We start from the raw sequence: 24,265 nt of genomic DNA on the forward strand, positions 1-24,265 counted from the left end.
GGTCAGGACCTAATCGCTGAATAATCGACGGCAGCCACCTTTTCCATCACGGCATCGCGGATAGCGACAGCAGTCGCGAGCGGCAGCGCGATCATCTCCATCGTCCCGCCAGCAATGCCGAACCGAAGCGATGCCAGCCCCTGCCGCCGCGATAATGGACCTTGCGCAATTTCAACGCTCTGCACCCTCAGCTGAGGTGCAATCGTCATCTGTTGCCGCCACCAGCCCCGCCTCACATACAGCTGATGGTCATCCAGCCCGAAACGGTACTGCCGCCAGTCCAGCCAGAAAAAAGCGCCGGGAAGAAGCAATAACAACAGCAACAATGTCGTGCGGCCAATGGGGGCATCCGCGAAAATCACCAGCGCAGCCATGGCGGTCAACAGCACGGGCACGATAAACACAAGCTGCGTCAGCCAATATGTGGCAACGCCTTTCTGCAGCCGTTCGTCACCATCGGGCGCAACGATTGCGGCGGCTTGGGCGATGCGCCAGACTTCGTCCAGTGTCGCAAAGGGTGCGGCGACATAGTTGGCCTCTTGCTTGCTGTCCTGCGCGAGGCTGACAAATTTCAGGCTGTGCCAGCCACGGCGTTTCCGGAATGGCCCCGTTTGCACGATCGCCGCCTGCACCCGGTGCGTGGGCATGATAACGTCCGTCAGCGTAAACAGACCGCGCCGACGGCGGAACCCCTTGGCAGTCTGGTCCAGCCGGAAACCATGCTCGCGTAAAATCGTGCGCACCACGCCCGTCGCAAAGCCAATGAAAATCAGGCTGGTAATGGCTCCGAAGGCCAAGATCAGCTGCGCGAACAAACCAACGCCGTTGATCTGGCTCACGCTCACGCCGCGCTCTTCGGCCAAACCGATCCAATGTTTGACGTCCCAAAAATCAAAAGGCAGCAGGAAATCAAATTGCTGCGCAAGACCGCCGAGCACCGCAAAAATCACGAGTGAAAAGGAATAGAGGCCAAAGACGAACACGCGCTTGCCATCCATCGCAAATATCGGGCGCGTGTCTTCTTCAACACGCTCTGGCGCGTCTGCCGGAGCGGCAACCGCAACCCCAGCCTTACGCGACCGGATGAGCGCGCGCAGGCGGTTCGCTTCCTCCAATGTGACGAAACTCAGTTTCGCGTCGTCGCCATCGCCGCCGCCGGTTTCAAACTTGACCTCACCCAAACCCATCATGCGGGCGAGCGGTTTTTGTTCGATGCTGACATCCTGAATACGCGCATAGGGGATGGAGCGCGCCGTCCGGTTCAAAATCCCTTTCTCGACACGAATGTCATGTTCGCCAACGAAATATTGAAACCGCAGCCATGCCAACCAGCGAAAGAACAGGCTGAATAACAGAACAAGCGCGATGACGATGGGAATGAGAACCGGATTGTCGGCTTTGCGAACACCGAAGATCGCGGCGACCATCGGAAACACCAACTGCGGAAGCCCGGAGACAAAACCCACCAGCAAGCCGCTAATATGCAGCCGTTCGCCATCGACTGCGGGCGTCAGATCCTCCGCCGCATCCACGGTTTCGTTCACAAGCTGTCCTGCCGGATCGCGGCGCGAATGGCCTCGCGCATCGCCAGCGCGTCGGCGTTTGCTAGGCCAGGCAAGGCGACTTTGCTGTTGTGGTTGCCCGCCGTATGTACCGTCAGCGTGGCGAGGCCGTAGCGCCGGTCAATTGGCCCTTGGTCAACATCGATATGCTGGATGCGCCCGAACGGGACGATGGTATCGCGATAAAACATGTAACCGCGCACAATGCGCAGCCGGTCGGTGCCCATATCATAGCCCCAATGCCGATATTTGCGCGCCGGAACGGTGAATGCGACAAAGACATAGAACAAAAGCATCGGCACGATGAAGCTGCCCGGAGGGACGGCTTGCGCAACCTCAAGCACGCCTGCACCAATGACAAAGGGCAGCAATCCAATCGCTGTCGCAATGCGTGTCGTGGTCACGAATGCGGGGTCGAGCGGGGTGAGTTCCGTCGCGATATTTTCAGTCATCGCACAGATATGCGCACGCTGTGTTGCGTTGGCAAGACGGTTAACGATATCCCCTATAGGGAAAGTTGCAGACCTAGCGCGCCAGCGCGGTGTTCGCTTCGTCCACCAGCTTGGCGATGATATCGACCACGGGCCGCTCGACATGGACCATGCCAACCGACTGGCCGGCCATGACCGAGCCATATTCAACATCGCCGTCAATCACCGCGCGGCGCAATGCCCCTGCCCAATATTTCTCAATCTCAAGCTGCGCCGTTTCCATGTCGATTTCGCCGCGATCAAGCATCGCGGCAACTTCGACCTGTTTCTTGGTGAACTCCTCAGTGCCCTTATTCTTCAATGCGCGGACAGGAATGACCGGCAAACGCGGGTCAATCTGGACACTGGCCACAGCATCGCGGGCATTGGCGCGCAGGAACGCCGCCTTGAAATTCGGATGGGCAATGCTTTCATGCGCGCAGACGAACCGCGTGCCCAACTGCACACCCGCCGCGCCCATTTCGAGATAGCTTGCAATCGCACCGCCACGGGCAATGCCGCCAGCAACGAAAATCGGCAGTTGTTCGCCCAGCTCAGGGAGGATTTCCTGCGCCAAGACGCTCGTCGCCACTGGGCCGATATGCCCGCCTGCCTCGCTGCCTTCAATGACCAGCGCATCCACGCCAGAGCGCGCAAATTTCTTCGCGAGCGTCAGCGCTGGGGCAAAGCAGATAACCTTCGCGCCGAACGCCTTGATCGCCTCAATGCTGCCCTTGGGCGGCAATCCGCCCGCAAGAACAACATGGCTCACGTCATATTTCGCGCACACATCAATCAGTTCCATGATTTGCGGATGCATGGTGATCAGGTTCACGCCGAATGGCTTGGACGTCAGCGCCTTGGTTGCGGCAATTTCCGTATCGAGCAATTCGGGCGTCATCGCCCCGCACGCGATCACGCCAAACCCGCCGGCGTTGGAAATAGCCGACACAAGGTTCCGTTCCGAAACCCAGGACATAGCGCCACACATAATGGCGACGTCGCAGCCAAGGAATTCCGTGCCGCGTTGCATGAGGTGTTGAAGTTTGGTCATAGCGGTCTCTTATCGGTCGCTAGTTGGCAATGAAAGCGGTTTACTCCGCATCCAACCCATAAGCGGTGTGCAGCACGCGCACGGCCAGCTCGGTTTCGTCCTCGTCAATCAAAACCGAAACCTTGATTTCGGAGGTCGAGATCGCCTGAATGTTGATCTTGCGGTCGGCCAAGGAGCTGAACATGGTCGACGCGACACCTGCATGGCTTTTCATGCCGACGCCGACGACGGAAATCTTGGTCACCTTTGTATCGGGGATCAGGCGGTTGTAGCCAATCGCATCGCGGCGGTTTTCCAAGATATCGGTGCAGCGCACAAGGTCGGCCTGCGGGCAGGTAAAGGTCACGTCGGTCTCGCCTTTGTCGCGGCCGACGTTTTGAATGATCATGTCGACGTTGATGTTCGCGTCGGCAAGCGGCGAAAAGATGTTCGCCACCGCACCAGGACGGTCGGGCACGCGCGTGAGGGTGATCTTCGCCTCATTCTTGTCGGCGGCAATTCCGGTGATCAGTTGGCGTTCCACTTGATACTTCTCCAATTCTGCGTCGGTCACAATCATCGTGCCGGGGATACTGTCAGCGTCTGGCGCGCTTTCATCAACAAATGACGACAGCACTTGCACGCGCACGCCCTCCTTCATTGCAAGGCTGACCGAGCGGGTCTGCAAAACCTTTGACCCGACCGATGCCAGTTCCAGCATTTCTTCGTAGGTCACGGCCTTCAGCTTACGTGCGCGGGCCACGATGCGCGGGTCCGTGGTGTAAACGCCATCAACATCGGTGTAGATATCGCAGCGGTCGGCCTTCACCGCAGCGGCCACGGCAACAGCTGAGGTGTCCGAACCCCCGCGGCCCAAGGTGGTGATGCGGTTGTCGTCAGTTAAGCCCTGAAATCCGGGAATGACGGCGATGTTGCCCGCCTTCATCGACGCCAGCAATTCATCGGTATCGATGGAACCAATGCGCGCCTTGGCATGGGCGCTGTCGGTATGGATCGGCATTTGCCAGCCCAACCAGCTGCGCGCTTCGCAACCGAGCGCCTGCAAGGTTATCGCAAGCAAACCCGCGGTAATCTGTTCACCTGCAGCGACCACCACGTCATATTCGGCAGGATCGTACAGCGCGTTCGCCTCGCGGCAGAAGTTGACGAGCCGGTCGGTATCGCCCGCCATAGCGGAGACAACGACGGCAACTTCGTCACCGCGTTCGGCCTGACGCTTCACCAATTGCGCGACACGGCGGATACGTTCCGTTCCGGCCATAGACGTGCCGCCAAATTTCATTACAATGCGGGCCATGAAAACCTTGAAAAGTCGCTATATTACAATTGAGGGCCCTGATAGGGACAGGATATGACAAACGCAAGCTCAGCAACGACAATAAACGCTACGGAAGCGGCCCATTTTGGTGGATTGGCTGCCGAATGGTGGGACCCAAAGGGTTCAAGCGCCATGCTGCACAAGTTGAATCCCGTGCGGCTTGGCTTCATTCGATCCGCTGTCGATGCGCATTTTGGCGGTGATGGCAAGGCGCGTTATCCGCTGTTGGGTAAGTCTGCGCTTGATGTCGGCTGCGGTGCGGGGCTGCTGTGTGAGCCACTGGCGCGCATGGGGGCGGAGGTAACGGGCGTTGATGCCGCGCCGGAAAATATCGACGCCGCAACCGCACATGCGGCGCTGTCGGGACTATCAATCACCTATCGCGCGGGCGAAATCGCTGCCCAAGGACTTGGCCAGTTTGATATCGTCTCGTCGATGGAAGTCATTGAGCATGTGAATGATCCAGCCGTGTTCATTGGCGAGTTGAAACGCCACATGAAGCCCGATGGCTTGCTGTTGCTATCGACGCCAAACCGCACCCCTGCCTCGCGTATCTTCCTCGTGGAGGCCGCGGAGCGGCTTGGACAAGTCCCGCGCGGCACGCATGATTGGGACAAGTTCCTGACCCCCGATGAATTGACGGCACTGCTCAATGATGCGGGAATTGAGATACTCGACATGCAGGGTATTGCGTTTTCGCCAATGTCCGGTCTGCATTTAAGCAGCAACATGGCGTTGAATTACATATTGTCCGCGCGGTTGCGGGGTTAACGCAACGCCTCAATCATAGCCCGCATCGGCATATTGGTCGTCGGCCAGGTCGGTGAAGCGGGTGATCTTCGCTTCGAACTTCATCCGGACGCGGCCCGTTGAACCGTGGCGCTGCTTGGCAACGATGAGTTCGGCGACGCCAAAGATGCGCTCCATCTTTTCCTTCCACGCATCATGCGCGGCTTCGTTGACGGGGTCAGGCTGCTTTGCCGCTTCGTAATAATCTTCGCGATACACGAACCAGACCATATCGGCGTCCTGCTCGATCGAACCCGATTCGCGAAGGTCGGACAGCATCGGACGCTTGTCCTCGCGCTGTTCAACCGCACGGCTGAGCTGCGAAAGCGCAATCACAGGCAGGCCCAGTTCCTTGGCCAAGGTTTTCAAACCACGGCTAATCTCGGAAATTTCATTAACGCGGTTGTCGCCGGAACGGCTTGAGCCCTGAAGCAACTGCAAATAGTCAACGACGATCAGCCCGATGCCATGCCGACGTTGCAAGCGCCGTGCGCGGGTACGCAATGCAGCGATGGTCAGCGCGGGCGTGTCGTCAATATAGAGCGGCAATTCCTGCAGCTCGCGGCTCGCGCGCGACAATTCCCGGAAATCTTCGCGACTGATTTTTCCCATACGCAGCAGTTCGGAACTGATGCCCGATTGTTCGGCCAAGATACGCGTCGCCAGCTGGTCCGCCGACATTTCGAGGCTGAAGAAAGCGACCTTGGCACCAGCGCCCTTGGATTCTTCAATGCCGTCTTCACGCTCACGGATCCACCGCCGCGCAGCGTTGAAGGCGATGTTGGTGGCAAGCGATGTCTTGCCCATGCCTGGGCGACCCGCGAGGATGATAAGGTCGGAATTGTGCAGGCCGCCGCATTTGGCGTTAATGCTATCCAGGCCCGTGGTCACACCGGACAGACTACCGCCCGATTGCAACGCTTTTTCAACATTGCGGATCGCTTCGGTCGATGCGGCAAGGAAGCTTTTCATCGAGCCGGTTTCGCCTTCGCCTTCGGCGACTTTGTACAAAGCGCTTTCAGCAGCTTCGATCTGGCCTTTGGGGTCAACGCTCTCGCTTGTGTCGAGCGCATTGTCGACCAACGTGCGGCCCACCGTTACCAATTCACGCAGCAACGCGAGGTCATAAATCTGCTGCGCAAAGTCACGCGCGCCGATCAAGCCCGCGCCATCTGCCGTCAGCTTAATCAAATAGCCAGGGCCCCCAAGCTCACGCATGGATTCGTCGGCCTCAAAAAATGGCTTCAGCGTGACCGGCGTCACCAGCATGTTCCGGTCGATCAGACGCAATATCTGTTCGTAAATGCGGCCGTGCAGTGGTTCAAAGAAATGGTCAGGCTGCAGTTTGATCGACACATCTTCGATCACCCGGTTATCAATCAGAATTGCGCCAAGAAACGCGGCCTCCGCCTCAATATTGCGGGGAAGGCGTTGGGGTTCAGCTTCATTCGCTGCTGCAAGTCTGATAAGTTCGGCCATGGCTCCCTATCCTTTAGCATGTTCGGCTTCGCAAGGGGGCATAAAAAGAAGTGCGGGGATATGGCTGTGGACAACAATCGGACAACAAGATGTTCCACAAACGGGATAGCGCTTGCCCCAAAAATATCTCAAGCTAACACAGCAGCATGAGCGACCCGCGCATCATTAAAGTTGATCTGGACGAAGCAACGATACTTCGGCGCAATGCCGATATCGAACAGGAGCGGCGCGTTGCGATCTTCGATCTGATCGAAGACAACTTTTTCAAGCCGCTGCGCGATATGGGCGATGGCTATGCCGGGCCATATCATCTGAGCATCAGCGTCGCCGACGGCCGCCTCATCCTCGATATCCGCCGGCCCGATAATGCGCCACATGAAATGCTCATCCTCAGCTTGGGCCGTTTCCGCCGGGTGGTGAAAGACTATTTCGCCATTTGCGACAGCTACTATCAGGCCATTCGCAAGGCGAGCGCTGCCGAAATCGAAACCATCGATATGGCGCGGCGCGGCGTGCACAATGAAGCAGCCGAGTTGTTGATGGAACGCCTTGAGGGCAAAGTTGAGGTTGATTTTGCCACGGCCCGCCGGCTGTTCACGCTCATTTGTGTGTTGCACATCAAAAGCTGAGCGCCGCGCAGCGTAAAATCTTGTGCATTCGGACGGCCATTGCGTAACGGCTATCGACTTCCCGCGGCGGTAACGCCTAGAGGGGCGAATCACATGCTTGAACAGAGGGTCGCATGACTGGGGGTAAACGCCAATTCGTCCGGTGGGGCATTATCATGCTCGGCATCGCGCTCGCGGTCTATGCGGGCTGGCGTTATGTGACCGCTTGGGCACCGTCGCGCGCTGAATATCCGGTACAAGGCATTGTTGTCACCCAAAGCAATGGCCGTCCCAATTGGGCGGAGCTTGGCGCAACGGGCGTCGATTTCGCCTATATCACTGCGGTCGAAGGTGCGCGCACGCGTGACGCAGAATTCCAAGCCAATTTGGCAGGTGCGCAAAACGCCGGCATCCGCTTTGGTGCGCTCCACCATTTTGACATTTGCCGGCTGGCATCTGACCAAGCGACGATGTTCATTACCAGCGTTCCGCGCAACGAGAGCGCGCTGCCCCCTGCGGTCCAGCTCGATTTTTCCGATACGTGCAAAGGGCGTCCGAACCGCGCGCTGATATTGTCCGAACTCGCGACATTTCTGAACCAGATAGAGGCGCATAGCGGCACACCCGCAATCCTGCTACTCACCCGGGAGTTTGAGAAGGAGTATCAAGTGAGCAAGTCCATTGATCGTACTGTTTGGCTGGAGGGCAATTGGTTGATTCCCGATTATTCCGCGCGGCCATGGGTTATGTGGACGGCCAATTTGCATCGTCGCATTGACGGCGTTGACGGCCCTGTGCGCTGGGTTGTGGTGCGCAAATGACCGACAGCACCCAAAAGCTTGTTCAGCTTGCCATTGAAGCAGCGCAAACCGCTTATGCGCCTTATTCAAACTTTCATGTCGGCACGGCCTTGCTGCTTGATACAGGCGAAATCATCACGGGCAGCAATTTTGAAAACGCCAGCTATGGCATGACATTGTGCGCCGAAACAGTTGCGATCGCCAAAGCCAATAGTGACGGCAAATTGCGCGCCATTCGCGAAATCGCGGTGGCAGGTGGCTTGGCAGGGCATGTGGGTAAAGCAGCCGACCCCATTACGCCGTGCGGCCGATGCCGCCAGATTATCAAGGAAGTGGCGGACCTGACGGACACCGACATTCCGGTGCATTGCGCACACGCAACGGGATATGAAACATTCCGGCTGTCGGAATTGCTGCCGCATGGCTTTGGCCCCGCAAATTTGAAATAAAGCCGACGGCGCGTCTTGCGCACGATAATTTCTACGCCGCCACTTGCGCTCACACCGTAAATTGGCAAAAGCGATCCCATAACAGGGAGTGATTATGTCCATATTGTCCGACATCTGGATCCGCGAGCAAGCCCATGCGACCGGCATGATTGAACCGTTTGTCGAAGCACAACGCCGCGATGGCTGCATCAGCTACGGCCTGTCCTCTTATGGCTATGACGCCCGCGTGGCCGATGAATTCAAGATTTTCACCAATGTCGACAGCTCCATCGTCGACCCCAAGGAATTCGATCCCAAAAGCTTTGTCGACCGCAAGACCGACGTGTGCATCATCCCCCCGAACAGTTTCGCGTTGGCGCGCACTGTCGAATATTTCCGCATACCCCGCGACGTGTTGGTCATCTGTCTCGGCAAATCGACCTATGCCCGCTGCGGCATCATTGTGAATGTGACCCCGCTTGAGCCAGGTTGGGAAGGTCATGTTACGCTGGAGTTCAGCAATACAACCCCGCTGCCCGCCAAGATTTACGCCAATGAAGGTGCGTGCCAGTTCCTGTTCCTAAAGGGCGAACAGCCCTGCGAGACCAGCTATGCCGAACGCGCCGGTAAATATATGGGCCAACGCGGCGTCACTTTGCCCAAGCTGTAATCTGTCTAAATCTTAGGTGGTGGTTCGTATGGGCCGGTCGCGCATCACCCTTGCGAACGGGTTTTCGGCATTCGCCTGCTAAACGTTTTTAGCAACCATCCCGCAGCTGGTGCCAACTAAAACCATCTCTCCCTTTTGACATTGCCGCCCGCGCAGCCCATCACGTTGGGCAACAGAATCACGGGAGAGAGCAGAATGTCAGACGCACGCGAGTTCGATATCATTGTCTATGGCGCCACCGGATATACCGGACGACTGGTTGCGGAATATCTGAAATCCAAAACGGGTCTCACATGGGCAATGGCTGGGCGCAGTGCGACTAAGCTGGCAGAAGTACGCGACCTCATTGGCGCAGCTGCTGACACGCCGTTAATCGTCGCCGACGCGTCTGATCCCGCTTCGCTGGACGCTATGGTGAAGCGCACCAAAGTCGTTTTGACCACCGTTGGACCTTATCAGTTGTATGGCAATGAACTGGTCGAAGCCTGCGTTGCCAATGGCACCGACTATACCGATTTGTGCGGCGAGCCTGCATGGATGCGCCAAAAAATCGACCAGCATGAAGAAGCTGCAAAAGCATCGGGTGCGCGCATTGTTTTTTCCGCAGGATTCGATTCCATCCCCTTCGATCTTGGCGTGTTGATGCTGCAAAAGCATTGCGTTGAAACCTTTGGCGCGCCTGCGCCACGCGTAAAGGGCCGCGTCCGTGCGATGAAGGGTACATTCTCCGGCGGCACAGCGGCCAGCCTGAAGGCAACGATGGCTGCGGCTTCAAAAGATCCTGCAGTGATCGGATATCTCACCAATCCGTTCAGTCTTGCCGGCGGATTTGAAGGTCCGGCGCAACCAGCCGGCAACAAGCCCGAATATGACGAAAGCCTCGGCAGCTGGGCCACAAGCTTCGTCATGGCCCCCATAAACACCAAAAATGTCCACCGCACCAACGCCTTGCTTGGTCAGGCCTTTGGCGCGGATTTTGTCTATGACGAAATGATGCTGACCGGTCCCGGCGAACAGGGCGAGGCGATGGCCAAGCATGTCGCGTCGACGCCGATGATGGGCGGCGACAATGATCCCAAGCCCGGCGAAGGCCCCAGCAAAGAAGAACGCGACACCGGCTTTTACGATGTGCTGTTCATCGCGGAATATCCCGATGGCCGCACCGCAAAGCTGAGCGTGAAGGGCGACCGTGACCCGGGCTATGGTTCAACCAGCAAGATGATCAGCGAAACCGCGATTGCCTTGAGCGAAAATCAGGGTGCAGGCGGCGTCACCACGCCGGGCGCGGCGCTGGGTGAAACGCTGGTTGACCGGTTGCAGAAATATGCCGGATTAAGCTTTGCCGTTGAGGGCTGACCCCTTCCAAAACGGTCAGCACGGCTATATATGGCGCACGCCATGTTAAGTCGCCTTTTCAAGAAAACTGCCGCGCCGCGGCCCATCGATACTGCCCGCGTGCCGGACGGTATGCGCATCTATGCCATTGGAGATATCCATGGCCGTGATGACCTGCTGAACGCTTTGTTGACGAAGATCGAGGCGGATGACCGTGCGCGCGGGGCGGCCGATACGCAGATTATCTTCTTGGGCGATCTTGTGGACCGGGGACCCGGCAGTGCTGCGGTGGTCGAAACCGCATTGGCGCTCAAAAATTCGGGCCGCAACGTCCGCTTCCTTATGGGCAACCACGAAGAAGTGTTCGTCAGCGCTTGCCGAAAAAGCGACCCCAAAGTTACCCGCTTTTTCCTGCGCATTGGCGGCGAGGCAACTGTGCTGTCTTATCCCATCACCCGCGCTGAATATATGACGCTGGATATGGAGCAGTTGACCGAGCGGTTGGACACGCTCGTGCCGCGCGAACATGTGGAATTCATCGAAAGCTTTGAAGACCAAATCATCGTTGGCGACTATGTTTTCGTGCATGCCGGTATTCGCCCGGGCGTCCCGCTCAGCGACCAGAAACCCAGCGACATGCGCTGGATTCGCGAAGAATTTATCGACCAACGCGGCGATTTGGAAAAGGTCGTGGTGTACGGACATACGATTTACGAAGAGGTCGAGGAACGCGGCTCACGCATTGGTATCGACACCGGCGCGTATGACTCCGGCAAGCTGACGGCATTGGCACTTGAAGGCGGCGAACGCTGGTTTCTCCAAACATGACGGGAATATCATCCATGAAAAAAATACCTTTATTGGCCAGTTTGCTTGCGCTCAGCATCGCTGCGCCAGCCGCTGCGCATGATGGTCCAAGCCCGGAACGCCTGAAGGCGGATGTTGAAAAACTGGTGAGCTTCGGCACACGGCACACATTGTCATCAGCTACCGATCCAAAGCGCGGCATTGGCGCGGCACGGCGCTGGGCACAAAGCGAGTTTGAGAAGATCTCCAAAGCTTGCAAAGGCTGCCTGACGACCGAGTTGCTTGAACGGAATATGTCCGGCCCACGCGTTCCCAATGGCGTGAACATTGTTGATGTCCTTGCGATCAAGCCCGGTAAAATGGGCTGGGACCATGTCATCATCATCGCTGGCCATATCGATAGCCGCGTGTCCGATGTGATGGACTTCACCAAAGACGCACCCGGCGCCAACGACGACGGATCGGGCAGCGCGCTCGTTATCGAAGCCGCACGATTGATGTCGAAAGAACCCCAAGGCGATGCGACCATCGTGTTTGCGCTTCTCTCGGGCGAAGAGCAGGGTCTGATGGGTGGGCGTTTGCTTGCGGAAACGGCCAAAGAACGCGGCTGGAAAGTCAGCGCGATGCTCAACAATGATATCGTCGGCGGCACGCTTGGCACCGACGGTCGTATTGTCAAAAATGTCGTGCGGGTGTTCAGCGAAGGCATCCGTGCATCGGAAGATTTATCCGGCCAGATGGCACGCCGCAATAGCGGCGGCGAAGATGACGGCCCAAGCCGTTCGTTGATGCGCTATGCCGACAATATCGGTGCAAAGGTATATCCCGATGTGACACTGGACGTATTCGGCGTCCGTCGCCCCGACCGCTTTGCGCGCGGCGGCGATCACCTGCCCTCGCTGGATCTGGGTTTCCCCGCAATCCGCTTCACCGTTGGGGTCGAAAATTATCACCACCAGCATCAGGATTTGCGTACCGAAAACGGCATCGAATATGGTGACACCGTCGATAAGATGGACTTCGACTATCTGGCCAAGGTCACGATGCTGAACGTCTTTACCGCAAAGGCGCTTTCGGTCGCGCCCCCTGCGCCCGCTTCGGCGACTTTGGGCGGTGCAGTAACATCCGACACGACGGTCAAATGGGACGCAGCGCCGGGTGCACAGCTTTATCGCATTTACCAACGCCGTGCAGACGCGCAGGATTGGGTTTTCGTCCGCGACGTACAAGGCACCGAAACTGTGCTTGAAGGGTTGATCGTGGACGATCATTTCGTCGGCGTCAGTTCGGTCAGCGGGTCCGGTGGCGAAAGCATCATCACCTTTGCCGGATTGCCACCCCGCCGGTAAGCCTATCTGCAAAACAAAAGGGCGCGACCTTTATGATCGCGCCCTTTTTATTGTCTGGGTGTCATATGAGCGAGATTCAGGCGACGAGCTGCTCTTCCATTTCGTCGAGATCGCGCAGCACATAGCCACGGCCCCAAACCGTTTCGATGTAATTTTCGCCGCCACATGCGAGCGCAAGTTTCTTACGCAGCTTGCAGATGAAAACGTCGATAATCTTGAGTTCGGGTTCGTCCATACCGCCATAAAGGTGGTTCAGGAACATTTCCTTAGTCAGCGTGGTACCCTTGCGCAGCGAAAGCAGCTCAAGCATCGCATATTCTTTACCGGTCAGGTGCACGCGGCTGCCGTCGACTTCAACCGTCTTGCCATCAAGGTTAACCGCAAGCTTGCCCGTGCGGATAACCGACTGCGAATGGCCCTTTGAACGGCGCACGACGGCGTGAATACGGGCGACAAGTTCGTCGCGATGGAATGGCTTGGTCACATAATCATCGGCACCAAAGCCGAACGAGCGAACTTTTGAATCCATTTCGCTGATGCCGGAAAGGATTAGTACAGGTGTCTGCACCTTGGCCACGCGCAGCTTCTTCAGAACGTCATATCCATGCATATCGGGCAGGTTAAGGTCGAGCAATATGATGTCATAATCATACAACTTACCCAGATCGAGGCCCTCTTCGCCCAAATCGGTAGTGTAGACATTGAACCCTTCGGTCGCGAGCATCATCTCAATGGCCTTGGCCGTGGTCGGTTCATCTTCAATCAAAAGCACACGCATTGGGCAAACCCCTCTTTGAAACCCTTGCATCCCCCGAAGCAGCACTGGCGAACCGGGTGATGCGACGGACTTTATTAACCATAAGAGGAATGAACGGGAAAGGTTAATTTGGCGTTAATGCTGGGGTTTCAGGCAATTGTGGAAAGTTTAGTTCACAAATAATGACGTTTTCTGCGGGTTTGGGAATGATGAGACCATGCAAAAATAATTTGTAAAATTTCGTCAAAATTGCCCTTCGGATGACCAAAAGCGCAAAATCATGCATGAAAGGACGTTAATTTTGACGTGATACGGCTTCGTATTTTAAGCATTGCCCTTTAGTAGTGCCGGCATAAGTTACGCGGAAGAGCATTGGGGGGCGCAGTTCATGAAGACGTTTACATCGATTTTTTTGGCATCCGGACTATTGGCGCAGGGCGTCGCCGCGATGCCAAATCCACGTCCTGACCAATTGGCGTTTCGCGAATTGTACAAGGAACTGGTTGAGACAAATACGACGCTATCGTCGGGCAGCTGTACATTGGCGGCGGAGCGTATGGCGGCGCGTATGAAATCTGCGGGTTTTGCCGACAGCCAGCTGACTGTGTTTGCAACCCCCCAAAACCCAAAAGAAGGTGGCTTGGTTGCCGTCTATCCCGGCACGTCCAAAACGGCGAAGCCCATATTGCTTATCGCGCATATTGATGTCGTTGAAGCCAAGCGCGCCGATTGGGAGCGTGACCCATTTGTGATGGTTGAAGAAAACGGCTATTTTTATGGTCGCGGAACGGCGGATAACAAAGCGCAGGCGGCGGTCTGGGTCGACACACTGATCCGGTTCAAGCAGCAGGGCTATAAGCCCAAACGCACGGTCAAAGTCGCGCTTACCTGTGGTGAGGAGACCAACGGTGCATTTAACGGCGCGCAATGGCTGGCGGAAAACCGGCGCGATCTCATCGATGCCGAATTCGCATTAAATGAAGGTGGCGGCGGTGACAGTGACGGCAAAGGAAAGGTCATTGGCCAATCGGTTCAGGTCGGCGAAAAGACTTTTGCGAACTTCCGCCTCGAAACGCGCAACCCCGGCGGACATAGTTCAGCGCCCGTGCGCGATAATGCCATTTACCAGCTTTCGCGGGCGCTGACCAAAATCGACGAATATCAGTTCCCGACCGAAATGACCGACGTGACGCGACGCTATTTTGCTTTGGCTGGCAAGGGCCGCGGCGATGCAACAGGTGATGCCATGGTCCGGCTGGCGACCAATCTGAATGACAAAGAAGCCGAAGCTATCGTCAATAAAGAGCGGTTTCTAAACAGCAATCTGCGCACAACCTGCGTTGCGACCTTGCTCGATGGCGGGCACGCGCCCAACGCCCTGCCCCAGCGCGCAGGTGCCAACATCAATTGCCGCATCTTCCCCGGCCACAGTATTGAATCGATACGGCACGAACTTTCGCGGGTCATCGGCGACACGGGCGTTACGGTTTCAACCCTGCCGCCTGCGCGGCCATCGCCACCCGCACCCACGCTCGATCCGAAGATAATTGGCCCGATGGAAAAGCTATCGGCAAAATATTGGCCCGGAATACCGGTCATCCCGTCCATGGCTAATGGCTATACCGACGCGACATTTCTGGGTGCCGTTGGAATCCCGACGTACGGCATTCCCGGCATGTGGGGCGATTCTGACGGCAATGGCGCCCATGGCCTGAACGAACGCATGGAAGTTGCGTCAGTCTATGTCGGGCGCGATTATATGTACGATCTTGTGAAGGCCTATGCGGATTAAGGAATCCTTGAACCCGCACGCATCGACATTATCTCTCACATATTCCGGCGGTTCATTTCCCCGCCGATGCGGGTATTTTGCATGACTGACACAAGCGTATCCAACGGCCTCCATATCGAGGCGCGTCCTTTTGCGTCGCTGGGCAAGCGCGACCATGGCTGGCTGAAGCCCAATTTTCATTTCAGCTTTTCGGATTATTACGACCCCGCACGGATGAGCTGGGGTGCCATTCGCGTGTGGAACGATGACGAGATCGCCGCGCAATCCGGCTTTGCCCCGCATGCGCATGACAATATGGAAATCATCACCTACGTCCGCGAAGGCGCGATCACGCACAAGGACAGCATGGGCAATGTTGGCCGGACCGAGGCTGGCGACGTGCAAGTCATGTCCGCCGGAACGGGCGTCACGCACAGCGAATATAATCTGGAGGACAGTCTGTGCCGTCTGTTCCAGATTTGGGTCCTGCCCCGCGACCGCAATGTCCCGCCCGCGTGGGACCAGAGGCAATTTCCCAAAGGGGATCGTTCGGGCGCATTCAATGTGCTGGCCAGCGGCTATGGCGAAGACGGCGCGCTGGTCATTAACGCCGACGCCCGCGTGCTTGGCGCGACCGTCAGTGCGGGGGCAACGGCGGAATATGCATTGACCGAAGGCAACCACGCCTATCTGGTTCCGGCAACGGGCCGCATCCGCATTGCCGGCGTCGAATATGGTGCACGCGACGGTATCGCGATCAAAGGCGCTGGTGTGCTTCATATCGAAGCCATCGAAGATGCCGAACTGGTGATGGTCGACAGCGCATAGCCTCACGCGCTATGGGCGGGTCATGGCCTTTGACCTTCCCGAAGACTTGCTTGAAGAAACCTTCCTGGCCTCCACCGGGCCGGGCGGGCAGAATGTCAACAAAGTCGCAACCGCGTGCCAGTTGCGGGTCGATGTCTTTGGGCTGGGTTTGCAGCCTTATGCATTCCGGCAGTTGAAGATACTGGCGGGCAGCAAGATGACGATGAACGGTGAGTTGATTGTCACCGCCCGCAGCCACAGAACCCGCGAAGCCAACCGCGCCGATGCCCGCGCCCGCGTCATCGAACTCATCGACCGCGCGCACATAAGGCAGGCACGCCGCGTCGCCACCAAACCCAGCAAGGCCGCCAAGGCACGCCGCGTGGATGCCAAAAAGGGCCGGTCAACGGTCAAGAAAAACCGTGGCAAGGTCAGCTTCGACTGATAGGATGCATATATGTACGAATTTGCCATTGATACGAACGCCCCGAAATCGGACATGTACCGCGAACTGGTTAAGTCCGCCGATGCATTGACCAGTGGAGAGAGTGACGGCGTTGCCAATATGTCGAATATCGCAGCTCTGTTGTGGGAATTCCTGCCTGATGTGAATTGGACCGGCTTTTACCGCGTGGTGGACGGAGAGCTCGTTCTTGGCCCGTTTCAGGGCAAGGCAGCCTGTATCCGCATTCCCTTTGGCCGCGGCGTATGCGGCGCTGCGGCGCAAACGGGCGAGACGCAATTGGTCGAAGATGTGCACGCCTTTCCCGGGCATATCGCATGCGACGCCAACAGCGCGTCCGAACTTGTTGTGCCCGTGATGCGCGATGGCCAAGTGATCGCCGTGGTTGACCTCGACAGCCCGTCGCGCGGCCGGTTCGACCATGATGATGCGCTGGGGATAGAATCACTCGTCGCTGTTATCGCGGACCGCATTTGAACGCGGTGCCGCATTAAACGTCATCGATGGGAACAGGGTCGGCGAAATGGTCCGCGCCTCAAACCTTAATGGATAACGACATAGACTCGATCTGAAGGATATTTTACGAGACTGCGATGGACACACTCGACATCGCCTTTGCTGAAGCACGCCGTTATTTGGCGTCTCTTGATACTCGACCAGTGGCGTCGCGCGGAACGCCCGCGGACATGCGCTTGCCTCTACCCGCACAGTTCCCTGATCGCGGAATTCCAGCAAATGATGTGGTTCGCGCGATTGCAGCCGCCGCAGACCCAGGGTTAACAGGCAATGCCGGCGGGCGCTTTTTCGCATGGGTAAAAGGCGGCGCGCTGCCGGCCGCGCTTGCAACCGACATCATGTGTTCTGCATGGGACCAAAATGCGGTGCTTGCGTCCACCAGTCCCGCCGGTGCTGTTCTTGAGGAGGTAGCGGGCCGATTTCTTCTAGACGCTCTGCGTCTGCCCGCCGATGCCAGCTACGCCTTTGTCACGGGATGCCAGATGGCACATACGACGGCGCTGGCTGCCGCGCGTCATGGCGTGCTCGCGCAAAAAGGCTGGGATGTCGAAGCGAAGGGGCTTCAGGGCGCGCCGGTGATCCGCGTGCTCGCGAACAGCCATCACCATGCGTCGGTTACGCGGGCGTTGCGTCTGCTCGGGCTGGGCAGCGATTGCATCGTGCCGTTGGGCGGAGACAAGCCAGGTCTGGTGTCGCCAGAGGTACTACGCGCGGCGCTCGCACAAGCAGCTGACGCGCCGACAATCGTGGTCCTCAATGCGGGTGATCTCAACATCGGCGCTTGCGATGATTTCGCAACTTTATGCCCCATTGCGCAAGCCGCAGGGGCTTGGGTTCATGTCGACGGTGCCTTCGGTCTTTGGGCCAATGCCAGCCCGCGTCTGGCGCCGCTCGTAGCCGGAGTGGAGATGGCGGACAGCTGGGCCACCGATGGTCATAAATGGCTGAACACACCCTATGACTGCGGCATGGCAATTACGCGCCATCCAAACGCGCACAGTGCAGCGATGCGCATGACGGCGGCCTATCTGACCAGTGGCGGCGACGTACGCGATCCTATGGACTTCACGCCGGAATGGTCGCGTCGCGCCCGGGCTTTGCCAGCGTTGGCAGCGTTAATGGAACTCGGTCGTGACGGCCTATCGGAGATGATCGAACGATGCTGCGACCATGCCGCCGCCATCTATGACGGGATCGTGGGCTTACAAGGCGCCACGGGCATCGCGCGCCCTACGATGAATCAGGGCCTGATACGGTTCGACGCAAAAGACGGTTCGAATATCAGCGACGCGGTGATCGCCGCGATCAATGCCAGTGGCGAAGCTTTCCTGAGCGGTGGCAGCTGGGACGGCGAACGTGTTATGCGGATCAGCGTCTGTGGCTGGAATACGAGCGCCGATGACGTCGCAAGGACCGTGGCCGCAGCAGGTGAGGCCCTATCTAGGGTCAGGACTTAGCCTTCGGTAACTATTTTTCAGCCTTCCGCGTCCGGATCAAACAATTCCCAGCCGTCCGGGCCAAGGCGTTCTAATGGCCGGTAGCGCGTTTTATACTGCATCCGTGCGGCGCCATTTACCCAATAGCCAAGATACACATACGGCAGTCCAGCCGCCTTTGCGCGCAGGATGTGGTCCATAATGATGAAGGTGCCAAGGCCGCCGCGTTCTTCGATGTCGGGATTGTAAAAGCTGTAGATCATCGACACGCCGTCGCTTTGCTGATCGGTCAGGCACGCACCCACCAATTCGCCGAGCCGGCCAAAAGTTGTGGGTGTGCGATATTCCACCACATGGCTTTGAACCGGGGATTGTTCGACCATGTCGGCATAATCCATGTCGTCCATATTCGCCATGCCGCCTTCTGGGTGGCGGGTTGTCAGATAGCGGCGGAGCAGGTCATATTGTTCGGATGTCGACCACGGACGGCACGCGCTGACCACCAGATCGGCATTGCGCCGCAATATTTTGCGCTGCGTCGCGTTGGGCCGGAATTCATCGGTGCGCACGCGAACCGATACACAGGCCTTACAATCAAGGCAGCTCGGGCGATATGCAACATTCTGGCTGCGGCGAAATCCGATGCGGCCCAGCGCTTCGTTCAATTCGTTGGCGTGGTTGCCGTTCAGCTCGGTAAATACCTTGCGCTCCGTCTTACCCGGCAAATATGGACAAGGCCCCGGGGTGGTTACAAAAAACCGGGGAAAACGGACTGGTGCGCTCATATTCTCTCCGCTCTTGTGTTGGGGCTGTTAAGACGTTCTTTACCTTTTATGCACAGGTCCCCAGCCGCTGAAAAGCGAATTTACCATGATTCTTTCGTTCCGGACTATTTGTTGAGCTCGACCCGTTCCACCTTGTAACCGGCGGCATCCAGACCATCGACAAGACCCTGCAACTGCTCCGCATCGCGGGCTTCGCATTCGATGTCGGTGATCAGACCCTTGGCCGGAAGCGTCGTAAAAATACGCTGGTGATAAATTTCAATGATGTTGACATTATGCTCGTTGAACAAGCGCATGACTTTAAACAACGCACCAGGACGATCCTGAAGCGTCAGGCGCAAGCGCGCAAGGCGTCCGGAGCGCGCAAGGTCACGCAACAGGACGTTGGCCAGCAGGCGCGTGTCGATATTACCGCCACACAACACGATCCCCACATTCTTGCCCTTGAAAATCTCCGGATGGGCCATGACGGCGGCAAGACCCGCCGCGCCAGCACCTTCGACCACAGTTTTTTCAATCTGCAGCAGCAAGCTGACGGCAGTTTCCAGTTGCGCCTCGCTGACCAAGACGATTTCGTCGACCAGACCGCGAATGACTTCGCTGGTGAACGATCCGGGGATTTTCACCGCAATGCCTTCCGCCAGCGTGTCGCCTTCGCATGGCATCTGCATGTTGTTGAGCAGCGCGTACATTGACGGATATAGCTCCGCCTGCACACCGATAAGGCCGATGTCCGGCTTCAATGCGCGCGCCGCAGTGCCCATGCCTGACAGCAAGCCGCCGCCGCCAATGGGCACGACAAGCATATCCAGCGACGGAATGCTCTCGAGCATTTCCAGCGCAACGGTCCCCTGCCCTGCGGCGACATCAGGATCATCGAACGGATGGACGAATGTCAGGCCCTGTTCCGCCTCAAGCAAGCGGGCATGTTTGTAGGCATCATCGAATGTCTCGCCATGCAGCACGACTTTGCCGCCAACGCTTTCGGTCTGCATCACCTTCACCGTAGGGGTCGGCACGGGCATGACAATGGTCACAGGAATGCCCAGACGCGTGCCATGATAGCTCAAACCTTGCGCATGGTTCCCGGCCGATGCCGCGATCACGCCTTTGCTGCGCTGTTCTTCGGTGAGCAGCAGGATCGCGTTTAGCGCACCGCGTTCCTTGTACGCCGCCGTGAACTGATGATTTTCGAACTTCAGATAAATATTTGCCCCTGTCAGCTTGGACAAAGTCTGGCTGTGCAGCGTCGGCGTTGCCACGATGGAGTCACGGATCCGGGCATGGGCCGCGCGGACATGTTCAAGGGTCAGTTGGTCAGACATAGAAAGCGCCCCTAACGCATCTGGCGTTAAGTGAAAACAAACATTAAGACCCACCTATGACTAGAATAGCTTTTATCGGACTGGGCGTCATGGGCGGCCCAATGGCGCGGCATCTTAAACAGGCAGGACATGAGCTGACGGTGTACAACCGTTCGCGGGCCAAGGCCGAAAACTGGGTTGCGACCTATGGCGGAACGCTGGCGCTGTCGCCCGCGGATGCCGCCAAGGATGCAGAGGTTGTCATCAGCTGCGTTGGCACGGACGATGACCTGGCGGGCGTCACGCTTGGACGCGATGGTGCATTTGCCGCGATGGCGAAGGGTAGCCTGTATATCGACCATACGACCGTCTCCGCACGGATAGCCCGTCAGCTTGGCGTAGAGGCCAAGTCACGCGGCCTGTTGGTCGTCGATGCGCCCGTGACCGGCGGACAGGCCGGCGCCGAAAACGGAACCCTGTCGATCATGTGCGGCGGCAGCGAAGCAGCGGTTGAGGCCGCGCGGCCAATCATGGCACCTTATGCCAAGCGCGTTGTCCATGTTGGCGGCCCCGGTACGGGTCAGATCACCAAAATGTGCAACCAAATCGCCTTTGCGGGCATCATCCAGTCGCTGTCGGAAGCGATGCGTTTCGCGCAATCGGCGGAACTTGACGTTGAAAAAGTCTATGAAGCAATATCGGGCGGCGCGGCGCAAAGCTGGCAAATGGACAATCGGTGGGCCACGATGGCTGAGGACAAGTTCGACTTTGGCTTTGCCGTTGACTGGATGCGCAAGGATTTGGGCCTTGCGTTCGAAGAGGCGCGTGCCGTTGGCGCGACCTTGCCAATTACCGCGATCATCGATCAATTTTATGCCGATGTGCAACATATGGGCGGCGGCCGTCTGGACACCAGTGCGATTGTGAAAAGGCTGCCCAAGGGATGAAGACGTTTTTTGCGTTAGCCTTACTCGCCCTTGCGACCCCTGCATGTGCCGACGGACTGGTCGAGAATGTAAATGGCATAACGCTTGATCGAGACGGCAAGGTCATCCGGTTCAACGCAATGCTGGTGGGCACGGATGGCAAAGTCACGGAGCTGCTGACCAAGAAAGAAAAGCTTCCCAAGCAACTCGATTTCCGCCTCGATGGGCGCGGCGCAACCTTGTTGCCCGGCCTGATTGATGCGCATGGCCATGTCATGGGCCTTGGCTTTCAATTGCTGACGCTCGATTTGTCTGAAACCAATAGCCTTGCTGAAGCGCAAGCCGCGATAAAGGCCTATGCGGCGAAATATCCCGAACGCCGCTGGATTATCGGTCGGGGTTGGAATCAGGAAAAATGGGGCCTTGGCCGTTTCCCGACCGCGCAAGATTTAGACGCCGCCGTTGGCGATCGGCCCGTATGGCTGGAGCGCGTCGACGGGCACGCCGGATGGGCCAACAGCAAAGCGATGGAAATCGCCGGCGTCACCGCTGCATCCAAATCACCGCCGGGCGGGCGTATCGAGCTGGCTGGCGGAAAGCCCAGCGGTATCTTTGTTGACTCCGCTGCCGATCTGGTTGGCAAATTCGTGCCCGCACCCAAACCGCTGGAACGCGATGTTGCCTTGGGCGAAGCGCAAAAGAAACTGCACAGTCTGGGCATCACATCGATTGCCGACATGGGCACGTCGATGGACGATTGGCAAAGCTATCGCCGTGCAGGCGATGCGGGCTGGCTGACCGTCCGGATCTTTGCCTATGCTGGTGGCATTGACAATATGGTCGCGATTGCTGGCCCTGCGCCAAGCCCGTGGTTGTACAACGACAAATTGCGGCTGGGCGGCGTGAAGCTGTATCTTGATGGCGCTTTGGGCAGCCGGGGTGCTTGGCTGAAGAAACCTTATGCCGACGCGCCCGGACAGACCGGCCTTCAGTTTTTGGCAAGCGCAGAAATCCGCAACCTGATGGTGCGGGCATCGATGGACGGGTTTCAGACCGCGGTGCACGCCATTGGCGATGCGGCAAATGCCGAAGTTATCGGCGCGATCGAGGAACTGTCCGAAACATATACAGGCGATATGCGCTGGCGGATTGAACATGTGCAAATTGTCGACCCCGCTGATCTGCAAAAGCTTGGCAAGCATGGCATCATTTCGTCGATGCAGCCGATGCACCAAACATCCGACCGGCAGATGGCCGAGGCGCGACTTGGCCAAGAGCGGCTGAACGGCGCTTATGCGTGGCAATCGATCGCGCGCGCTGGCGGCAAGCTGGCGTTCGGTTCTGACGTGCCCGTTGAATCCGCCGATCCCTTCGCCGGATTGGCAGCGGCCATGACGCGCGAAGATGCGGCTGGCCAACCCTTTGGCGGATGGCGGCCCGAAGAGCGCGTGTCGCGCGAACAGGCGCTTGCCGGCTTTACCACCGGCGCTGCTTACGCAGCCTTTGCGGAAGGCAAGTTTGGTTCGTTAACCCCGGGGCATTATGCCGACTTCATATTGATTGATGTCGATCCGTTGCTTGCAAGCCCGCGCGAACTGCGTAATGCCATAGTAAAAGAAACATGGGTCGGCGGTCGGCCCGTATATAAAAATGCTGCAGCAAATGCTGCGGAAGCAAACAACAATGGAGAGACAAGATAATGCGTGCATGGACCTTAGCTAGCCGCCCTGCCGGGCTTCCAAATGACAGCAATTTTGCGATGATCGAAGCACCCGATGCACCATTGGGCCCGAACGAGTTCCGCGTTGCGAACAGCTGGTTGTCCGTTGACCCTTATATGCGCGGCCGCATGAACGATGCGAAAAGCTATGCCGATCCATTCATGCTTGGCGAACCCATGACCGGCGGTGCAGTCGGCACGGTAACCGAAAGCAACAATGCCGATTTTCCGGTCGGCGCGAAGGTTCTCCATATGGCTGGCTGGCGCGACAGCGCCGTATTCGGCGGTGATAAGACGCCACCTGCTGGCATGCCGCCGGTTAAACTGCCCGATCTGGGCGTTCCCGATCAACATTGGCTCAGCATCATTGGTATGCCCGGCGGCACCGCGTGGTTCGGCTTGCTCAAGGTTGCCGAAGCAAAGGCTGGCGAAGTCATTTTCGTATCTGCCGCCGCAGGTGCCGTTGGTTCGACCGTCACGCAAATTGCCAAGGCCAAGGGCATGAAAGTCATTGGTTCAGCCGGTGGCGCAGAAAAATGTGCCTGGGTCAAAGAACTCGGTGCCGATGCCGTTATCGACTATAAATCCGGCAAGGTGCTGCCGCAGTTGATGGCCGCGCTAAAAGACATGGGCGAAAGCGGCATTGATGTCTATTTTGACAACGTCGGGGGCGAACATTTTGATGCGGCACTTGCCACGTCCAATGAATGGGCCCGCTTTGCGATTTGCGGCATGATTGACGTGTATAACGACTTCAAAGCCCAACCGATGCAGTATCTTCCAATGATTATCGGCAAGCGCATCATGATCAAGGGCTTCCTCTACCCCGACTTCTATGCACAGGTTCCGGAATTCAACGCCGATATGGCTGGCCTGATCCAGTCTGGCGCAGTCAAGGGCCGCGAAACGGTTAAAGACGGGCTGGAGAAAACACCAGAAGCCTTCATCGGCCTGTTCAGTGGCGAAAACACCGGCAAGATGCTTGTAAAACTATAAGCAAATTGCTGCGCAGCATTGCTTGATATGTTACGGAAAAGTCTGTTCAAACTGAACAGTCTTTCCGTAACGTCAAAAATGTCAATGTTGCAATATTGACGCACAGAATGAATTT

General features: G+C 57.4%; 24 protein-coding genes. 16 read left to right on the forward strand and 8 right to left on the reverse strand.

Annotation, left to right across the window (positions count from 1 at the left end):
• Positions 1 to 2 precede the first annotated feature (2 nt).
• The 4 genes from GGR91_RS08310 to GGR91_RS08325 form a co-directional block, all read right to left on the reverse strand.
• Positions 3 to 1,544, reverse strand: coding sequence for a PH domain-containing protein (locus GGR91_RS08310; RefSeq protein WP_183941739.1), 1,542 nt, complete (start codon positions 1,542 to 1,544; stop codon positions 3 to 5).
• Positions 1,541 to 2,014: a PH domain-containing protein gene (locus tag GGR91_RS08315; protein WP_183941740.1), complete on the reverse strand. Its 474-nt coding sequence runs from the start codon at positions 2,012 to 2,014 to the stop codon at positions 1,541 to 1,543. The genes GGR91_RS08310 and GGR91_RS08315 overlap by 4 nt, the downstream gene beginning before the upstream one ends.
• Before the next feature lie 73 nt (positions 2,015 to 2,087).
• On the reverse strand, positions 2,088 to 3,086 hold the full coding sequence (locus GGR91_RS08320) for an NAD(P)H-dependent flavin oxidoreductase (protein ID WP_183941741.1): 999 nt from the start codon (positions 3,084 to 3,086) through the stop codon (positions 2,088 to 2,090).
• 40 nt (positions 3,087 to 3,126) lie between these two features.
• Entirely contained in the window at positions 3,127 to 4,383 is a 1,257-nt protein-coding gene (locus GGR91_RS08325) for an aspartate kinase (protein WP_183941742.1), read from the reverse strand.
• Positions 4,384 to 4,437: 54 nt separating this feature from the next.
• Between GGR91_RS08325 and ubiG the strand changes: the two genes are divergently transcribed.
• Positions 4,438 to 5,175 carry a bifunctional 2-polyprenyl-6-hydroxyphenol methylase/3-demethylubiquinol 3-O-methyltransferase UbiG gene (gene ubiG, locus GGR91_RS08330; RefSeq protein WP_183941743.1) on the forward strand — a complete coding sequence of 246 codons (738 nt, stop codon included), beginning with the start codon at positions 4,438 to 4,440 and terminating at the stop codon, positions 5,173 to 5,175.
• Between the two features lie 9 nt (positions 5,176 to 5,184).
• Here ubiG and GGR91_RS08335 read toward each other — a convergent pair whose 3' ends face one another.
• Entirely contained in the window at positions 5,185 to 6,672 is a 1,488-nt protein-coding gene (locus GGR91_RS08335; protein ID WP_183941744.1) for a replicative DNA helicase, read from the reverse strand.
• 146 nt (positions 6,673 to 6,818) lie between these two features.
• Between GGR91_RS08335 and GGR91_RS08340 the strand changes: the two genes are divergently transcribed.
• The 7 genes from GGR91_RS08340 (at position 6,819) to GGR91_RS08370 (ending at position 12,669) form a co-directional block, all read left to right on the forward strand.
• On the forward strand, positions 6,819 to 7,301 hold the full coding sequence (locus tag GGR91_RS08340) for a UPF0262 family protein (RefSeq protein ID WP_183941745.1): 483 nt from the start codon (positions 6,819 to 6,821) through the stop codon (positions 7,299 to 7,301).
• Between the two features lie 113 nt (positions 7,302 to 7,414).
• On the forward strand, positions 7,415 to 8,101 hold the full coding sequence (locus GGR91_RS08345) for a GH25 family lysozyme (protein WP_246337123.1): 687 nt from the start codon (positions 7,415 to 7,417) through the stop codon (positions 8,099 to 8,101).
• Positions 8,098 to 8,529, forward strand: a complete 432-nt coding sequence (locus GGR91_RS08350) for a cytidine deaminase (RefSeq protein ID WP_183941746.1) — start codon at positions 8,098 to 8,100, stop codon at positions 8,527 to 8,529. The genes GGR91_RS08345 and GGR91_RS08350 overlap by 4 nt, the downstream gene beginning before the upstream one ends.
• A gap of 94 nt (positions 8,530 to 8,623) precedes the next feature.
• Entirely contained in the window at positions 8,624 to 9,178 is a 555-nt protein-coding gene (dcd, locus tag GGR91_RS08355) for a dCTP deaminase (protein WP_183941747.1), read from the forward strand.
• Positions 9,179 to 9,373: 195 nt separating this feature from the next.
• On the forward strand, positions 9,374 to 10,534 hold the full coding sequence (locus GGR91_RS08360) for a saccharopine dehydrogenase family protein (protein ID WP_183941748.1): 1,161 nt from the start codon (positions 9,374 to 9,376) through the stop codon (positions 10,532 to 10,534).
• A gap of 42 nt (positions 10,535 to 10,576) precedes the next feature.
• Positions 10,577 to 11,341, forward strand: coding sequence for a metallophosphoesterase family protein (locus GGR91_RS08365; RefSeq protein WP_183941749.1), 765 nt, complete (start codon positions 10,577 to 10,579; stop codon positions 11,339 to 11,341).
• Positions 11,342 to 11,355: 14 nt separating this feature from the next.
• Positions 11,356 to 12,669: a M20/M25/M40 family metallo-hydrolase gene (locus GGR91_RS08370; RefSeq protein ID WP_183941750.1), complete on the forward strand. Its 1,314-nt coding sequence runs from the start codon at positions 11,356 to 11,358 to the stop codon at positions 12,667 to 12,669.
• A 76-nt stretch (positions 12,670 to 12,745) separates the two neighbouring features.
• On the opposite strand, the gene ctrA is transcribed toward GGR91_RS08370, so the two are convergent.
• Entirely contained in the window at positions 12,746 to 13,447 is a 702-nt protein-coding gene (ctrA, locus tag GGR91_RS08375; RefSeq protein WP_183941751.1) for a response regulator transcription factor CtrA, read from the reverse strand.
• A 367-nt stretch (positions 13,448 to 13,814) separates the two neighbouring features.
• Here ctrA and GGR91_RS08380 point away from each other — a divergent pair, with 367 nt between their 5' ends.
• From GGR91_RS08380 to GGR91_RS08400, 5 genes are all read left to right on the forward strand, one after another.
• Complete coding sequence (locus tag GGR91_RS08380; protein WP_183941752.1) at positions 13,815 to 15,218, forward strand: M20/M25/M40 family metallo-hydrolase; 1,404 nt, start codon at positions 13,815 to 13,817, stop codon at positions 15,216 to 15,218.
• Between the two features lie 81 nt (positions 15,219 to 15,299).
• The gene (locus tag GGR91_RS08385; RefSeq protein ID WP_183941753.1) at positions 15,300 to 16,025 is read left to right on the forward strand and encodes a pirin family protein; all 726 of its coding nucleotides are present in this window, start codon (positions 15,300 to 15,302) and stop codon (positions 16,023 to 16,025) included.
• 22 nt (positions 16,026 to 16,047) lie between these two features.
• Entirely contained in the window at positions 16,048 to 16,449 is a 402-nt protein-coding gene (gene arfB, locus GGR91_RS08390) for an alternative ribosome rescue aminoacyl-tRNA hydrolase ArfB (protein WP_183941754.1), read from the forward strand.
• Positions 16,450 to 16,461: 12 nt separating this feature from the next.
• Entirely contained in the window at positions 16,462 to 16,944 is a 483-nt protein-coding gene (locus tag GGR91_RS08395) for a GAF domain-containing protein (protein WP_183941755.1), read from the forward strand.
• A gap of 116 nt (positions 16,945 to 17,060) precedes the next feature.
• The gene (locus tag GGR91_RS08400) at positions 17,061 to 18,440 is read left to right on the forward strand and encodes a pyridoxal phosphate-dependent decarboxylase family protein (RefSeq protein WP_183941756.1); all 1,380 of its coding nucleotides are present in this window, start codon (positions 17,061 to 17,063) and stop codon (positions 18,438 to 18,440) included.
• Between the two features lie 17 nt (positions 18,441 to 18,457).
• Here the strand turns inward: GGR91_RS08400 and GGR91_RS08405 are convergent, their stop codons facing one another.
• Together GGR91_RS08405 and GGR91_RS08410 are read right to left on the reverse strand one after the other, a co-directional pair.
• Positions 18,458 to 19,204 (reverse strand): arginyltransferase, encoded by a 747-nt coding sequence (locus GGR91_RS08405; protein ID WP_183941757.1) that lies wholly within the window; start codon positions 19,202 to 19,204, stop codon positions 18,458 to 18,460.
• A gap of 104 nt (positions 19,205 to 19,308) precedes the next feature.
• On the reverse strand, positions 19,309 to 20,529 hold the full coding sequence (locus tag GGR91_RS08410) for a threonine ammonia-lyase (RefSeq protein ID WP_183941758.1): 1,221 nt from the start codon (positions 20,527 to 20,529) through the stop codon (positions 19,309 to 19,311).
• A gap of 56 nt (positions 20,530 to 20,585) precedes the next feature.
• Between GGR91_RS08410 and GGR91_RS08415 the strand changes: the two genes are divergently transcribed.
• Genes GGR91_RS08415 through GGR91_RS08425 form a run of 3 tightly spaced genes read left to right on the forward strand, consistent with a single transcriptional unit; the run spans position 20,586 to position 24,150 of the window.
• Positions 20,586 to 21,455 carry an NAD(P)-dependent oxidoreductase gene (locus tag GGR91_RS08415; RefSeq protein ID WP_183941759.1) on the forward strand — a complete coding sequence of 290 codons (870 nt, stop codon included), beginning with the start codon at positions 20,586 to 20,588 and terminating at the stop codon, positions 21,453 to 21,455.
• Positions 21,452 to 23,134 carry an amidohydrolase gene (locus tag GGR91_RS08420; protein WP_183941760.1) on the forward strand — a complete coding sequence of 561 codons (1,683 nt, stop codon included), beginning with the start codon at positions 21,452 to 21,454 and terminating at the stop codon, positions 23,132 to 23,134. The genes GGR91_RS08415 and GGR91_RS08420 overlap by 4 nt, the downstream gene beginning before the upstream one ends.
• Positions 23,134 to 24,150: an NADP-dependent oxidoreductase gene (locus GGR91_RS08425; protein WP_183941761.1), complete on the forward strand. Its 1,017-nt coding sequence runs from the start codon at positions 23,134 to 23,136 to the stop codon at positions 24,148 to 24,150. The genes GGR91_RS08420 and GGR91_RS08425 overlap by 1 nt, the downstream gene beginning before the upstream one ends.
• Positions 24,151 to 24,265: the final 115 nt, after the last annotated feature.

Source organism: Sphingorhabdus rigui, from assembly GCF_014196595.1.
Taxonomy (GTDB): Bacteria; Pseudomonadota; Alphaproteobacteria; order Sphingomonadales; family Sphingomonadaceae; genus Sphingorhabdus_B; species Sphingorhabdus_B rigui.

Coding starts and splice junctions, on each gene's coding strand:
- GGR91_RS08315 (WP_183941740.1), bottom strand. CDS start 2,014: ATGACTGAAAATATCGCGACGGAACTCACCCCGCTCGACCCCGCATTC.
- GGR91_RS08320 (WP_183941741.1), bottom strand. CDS start 3,086: ATGACCAAACTTCAACACCTCATGCAACGCGGCACGGAATTCCTTGGC.
- GGR91_RS08325 (WP_183941742.1), bottom strand. CDS start 4,383: ATGGCCCGCATTGTAATGAAATTTGGCGGCACGTCTATGGCCGGAACG.
- ubiG (WP_183941743.1), top strand. CDS start 4,438: ATGACAAACGCAAGCTCAGCAACGACAATAAACGCTACGGAAGCGGCC.
- GGR91_RS08335 (WP_183941744.1), bottom strand. CDS start 6,672: ATGGCCGAACTTATCAGACTTGCAGCAGCGAATGAAGCTGAACCCCAA.
- GGR91_RS08340 (WP_183941745.1), top strand. CDS start 6,819: ATGAGCGACCCGCGCATCATTAAAGTTGATCTGGACGAAGCAACGATA.
- GGR91_RS08345 (WP_246337123.1), top strand. CDS start 7,415: ATGACTGGGGGTAAACGCCAATTCGTCCGGTGGGGCATTATCATGCTC.
- GGR91_RS08350 (WP_183941746.1), top strand. CDS start 8,098: ATGACCGACAGCACCCAAAAGCTTGTTCAGCTTGCCATTGAAGCAGCG.
- dcd (WP_183941747.1), top strand. CDS start 8,624: ATGTCCATATTGTCCGACATCTGGATCCGCGAGCAAGCCCATGCGACC.
- GGR91_RS08360 (WP_183941748.1), top strand. CDS start 9,374: ATGTCAGACGCACGCGAGTTCGATATCATTGTCTATGGCGCCACCGGA.
- GGR91_RS08365 (WP_183941749.1), top strand. CDS start 10,577: ATGTTAAGTCGCCTTTTCAAGAAAACTGCCGCGCCGCGGCCCATCGAT.
- GGR91_RS08370 (WP_183941750.1), top strand. CDS start 11,356: ATGAAAAAAATACCTTTATTGGCCAGTTTGCTTGCGCTCAGCATCGCT.
- ctrA (WP_183941751.1), bottom strand. CDS start 13,447: ATGCGTGTGCTTTTGATTGAAGATGAACCGACCACGGCCAAGGCCATT.
- GGR91_RS08380 (WP_183941752.1), top strand. CDS start 13,815: ATGAAGACGTTTACATCGATTTTTTTGGCATCCGGACTATTGGCGCAG.
- GGR91_RS08385 (WP_183941753.1), top strand. CDS start 15,300: ATGACTGACACAAGCGTATCCAACGGCCTCCATATCGAGGCGCGTCCT.
- arfB (WP_183941754.1), top strand. CDS start 16,048: ATGGCCTTTGACCTTCCCGAAGACTTGCTTGAAGAAACCTTCCTGGCC.
- GGR91_RS08395 (WP_183941755.1), top strand. CDS start 16,462: ATGTACGAATTTGCCATTGATACGAACGCCCCGAAATCGGACATGTAC.
- GGR91_RS08400 (WP_183941756.1), top strand. CDS start 17,061: ATGGACACACTCGACATCGCCTTTGCTGAAGCACGCCGTTATTTGGCG.
- GGR91_RS08405 (WP_183941757.1), bottom strand. CDS start 19,204: ATGAGCGCACCAGTCCGTTTTCCCCGGTTTTTTGTAACCACCCCGGGG.
- GGR91_RS08410 (WP_183941758.1), bottom strand. CDS start 20,529: ATGTCTGACCAACTGACCCTTGAACATGTCCGCGCGGCCCATGCCCGG.
- GGR91_RS08415 (WP_183941759.1), top strand. CDS start 20,586: ATGACTAGAATAGCTTTTATCGGACTGGGCGTCATGGGCGGCCCAATG.
- GGR91_RS08420 (WP_183941760.1), top strand. CDS start 21,452: ATGAAGACGTTTTTTGCGTTAGCCTTACTCGCCCTTGCGACCCCTGCA.
- GGR91_RS08425 (WP_183941761.1), top strand. CDS start 23,134: ATGCGTGCATGGACCTTAGCTAGCCGCCCTGCCGGGCTTCCAAATGAC.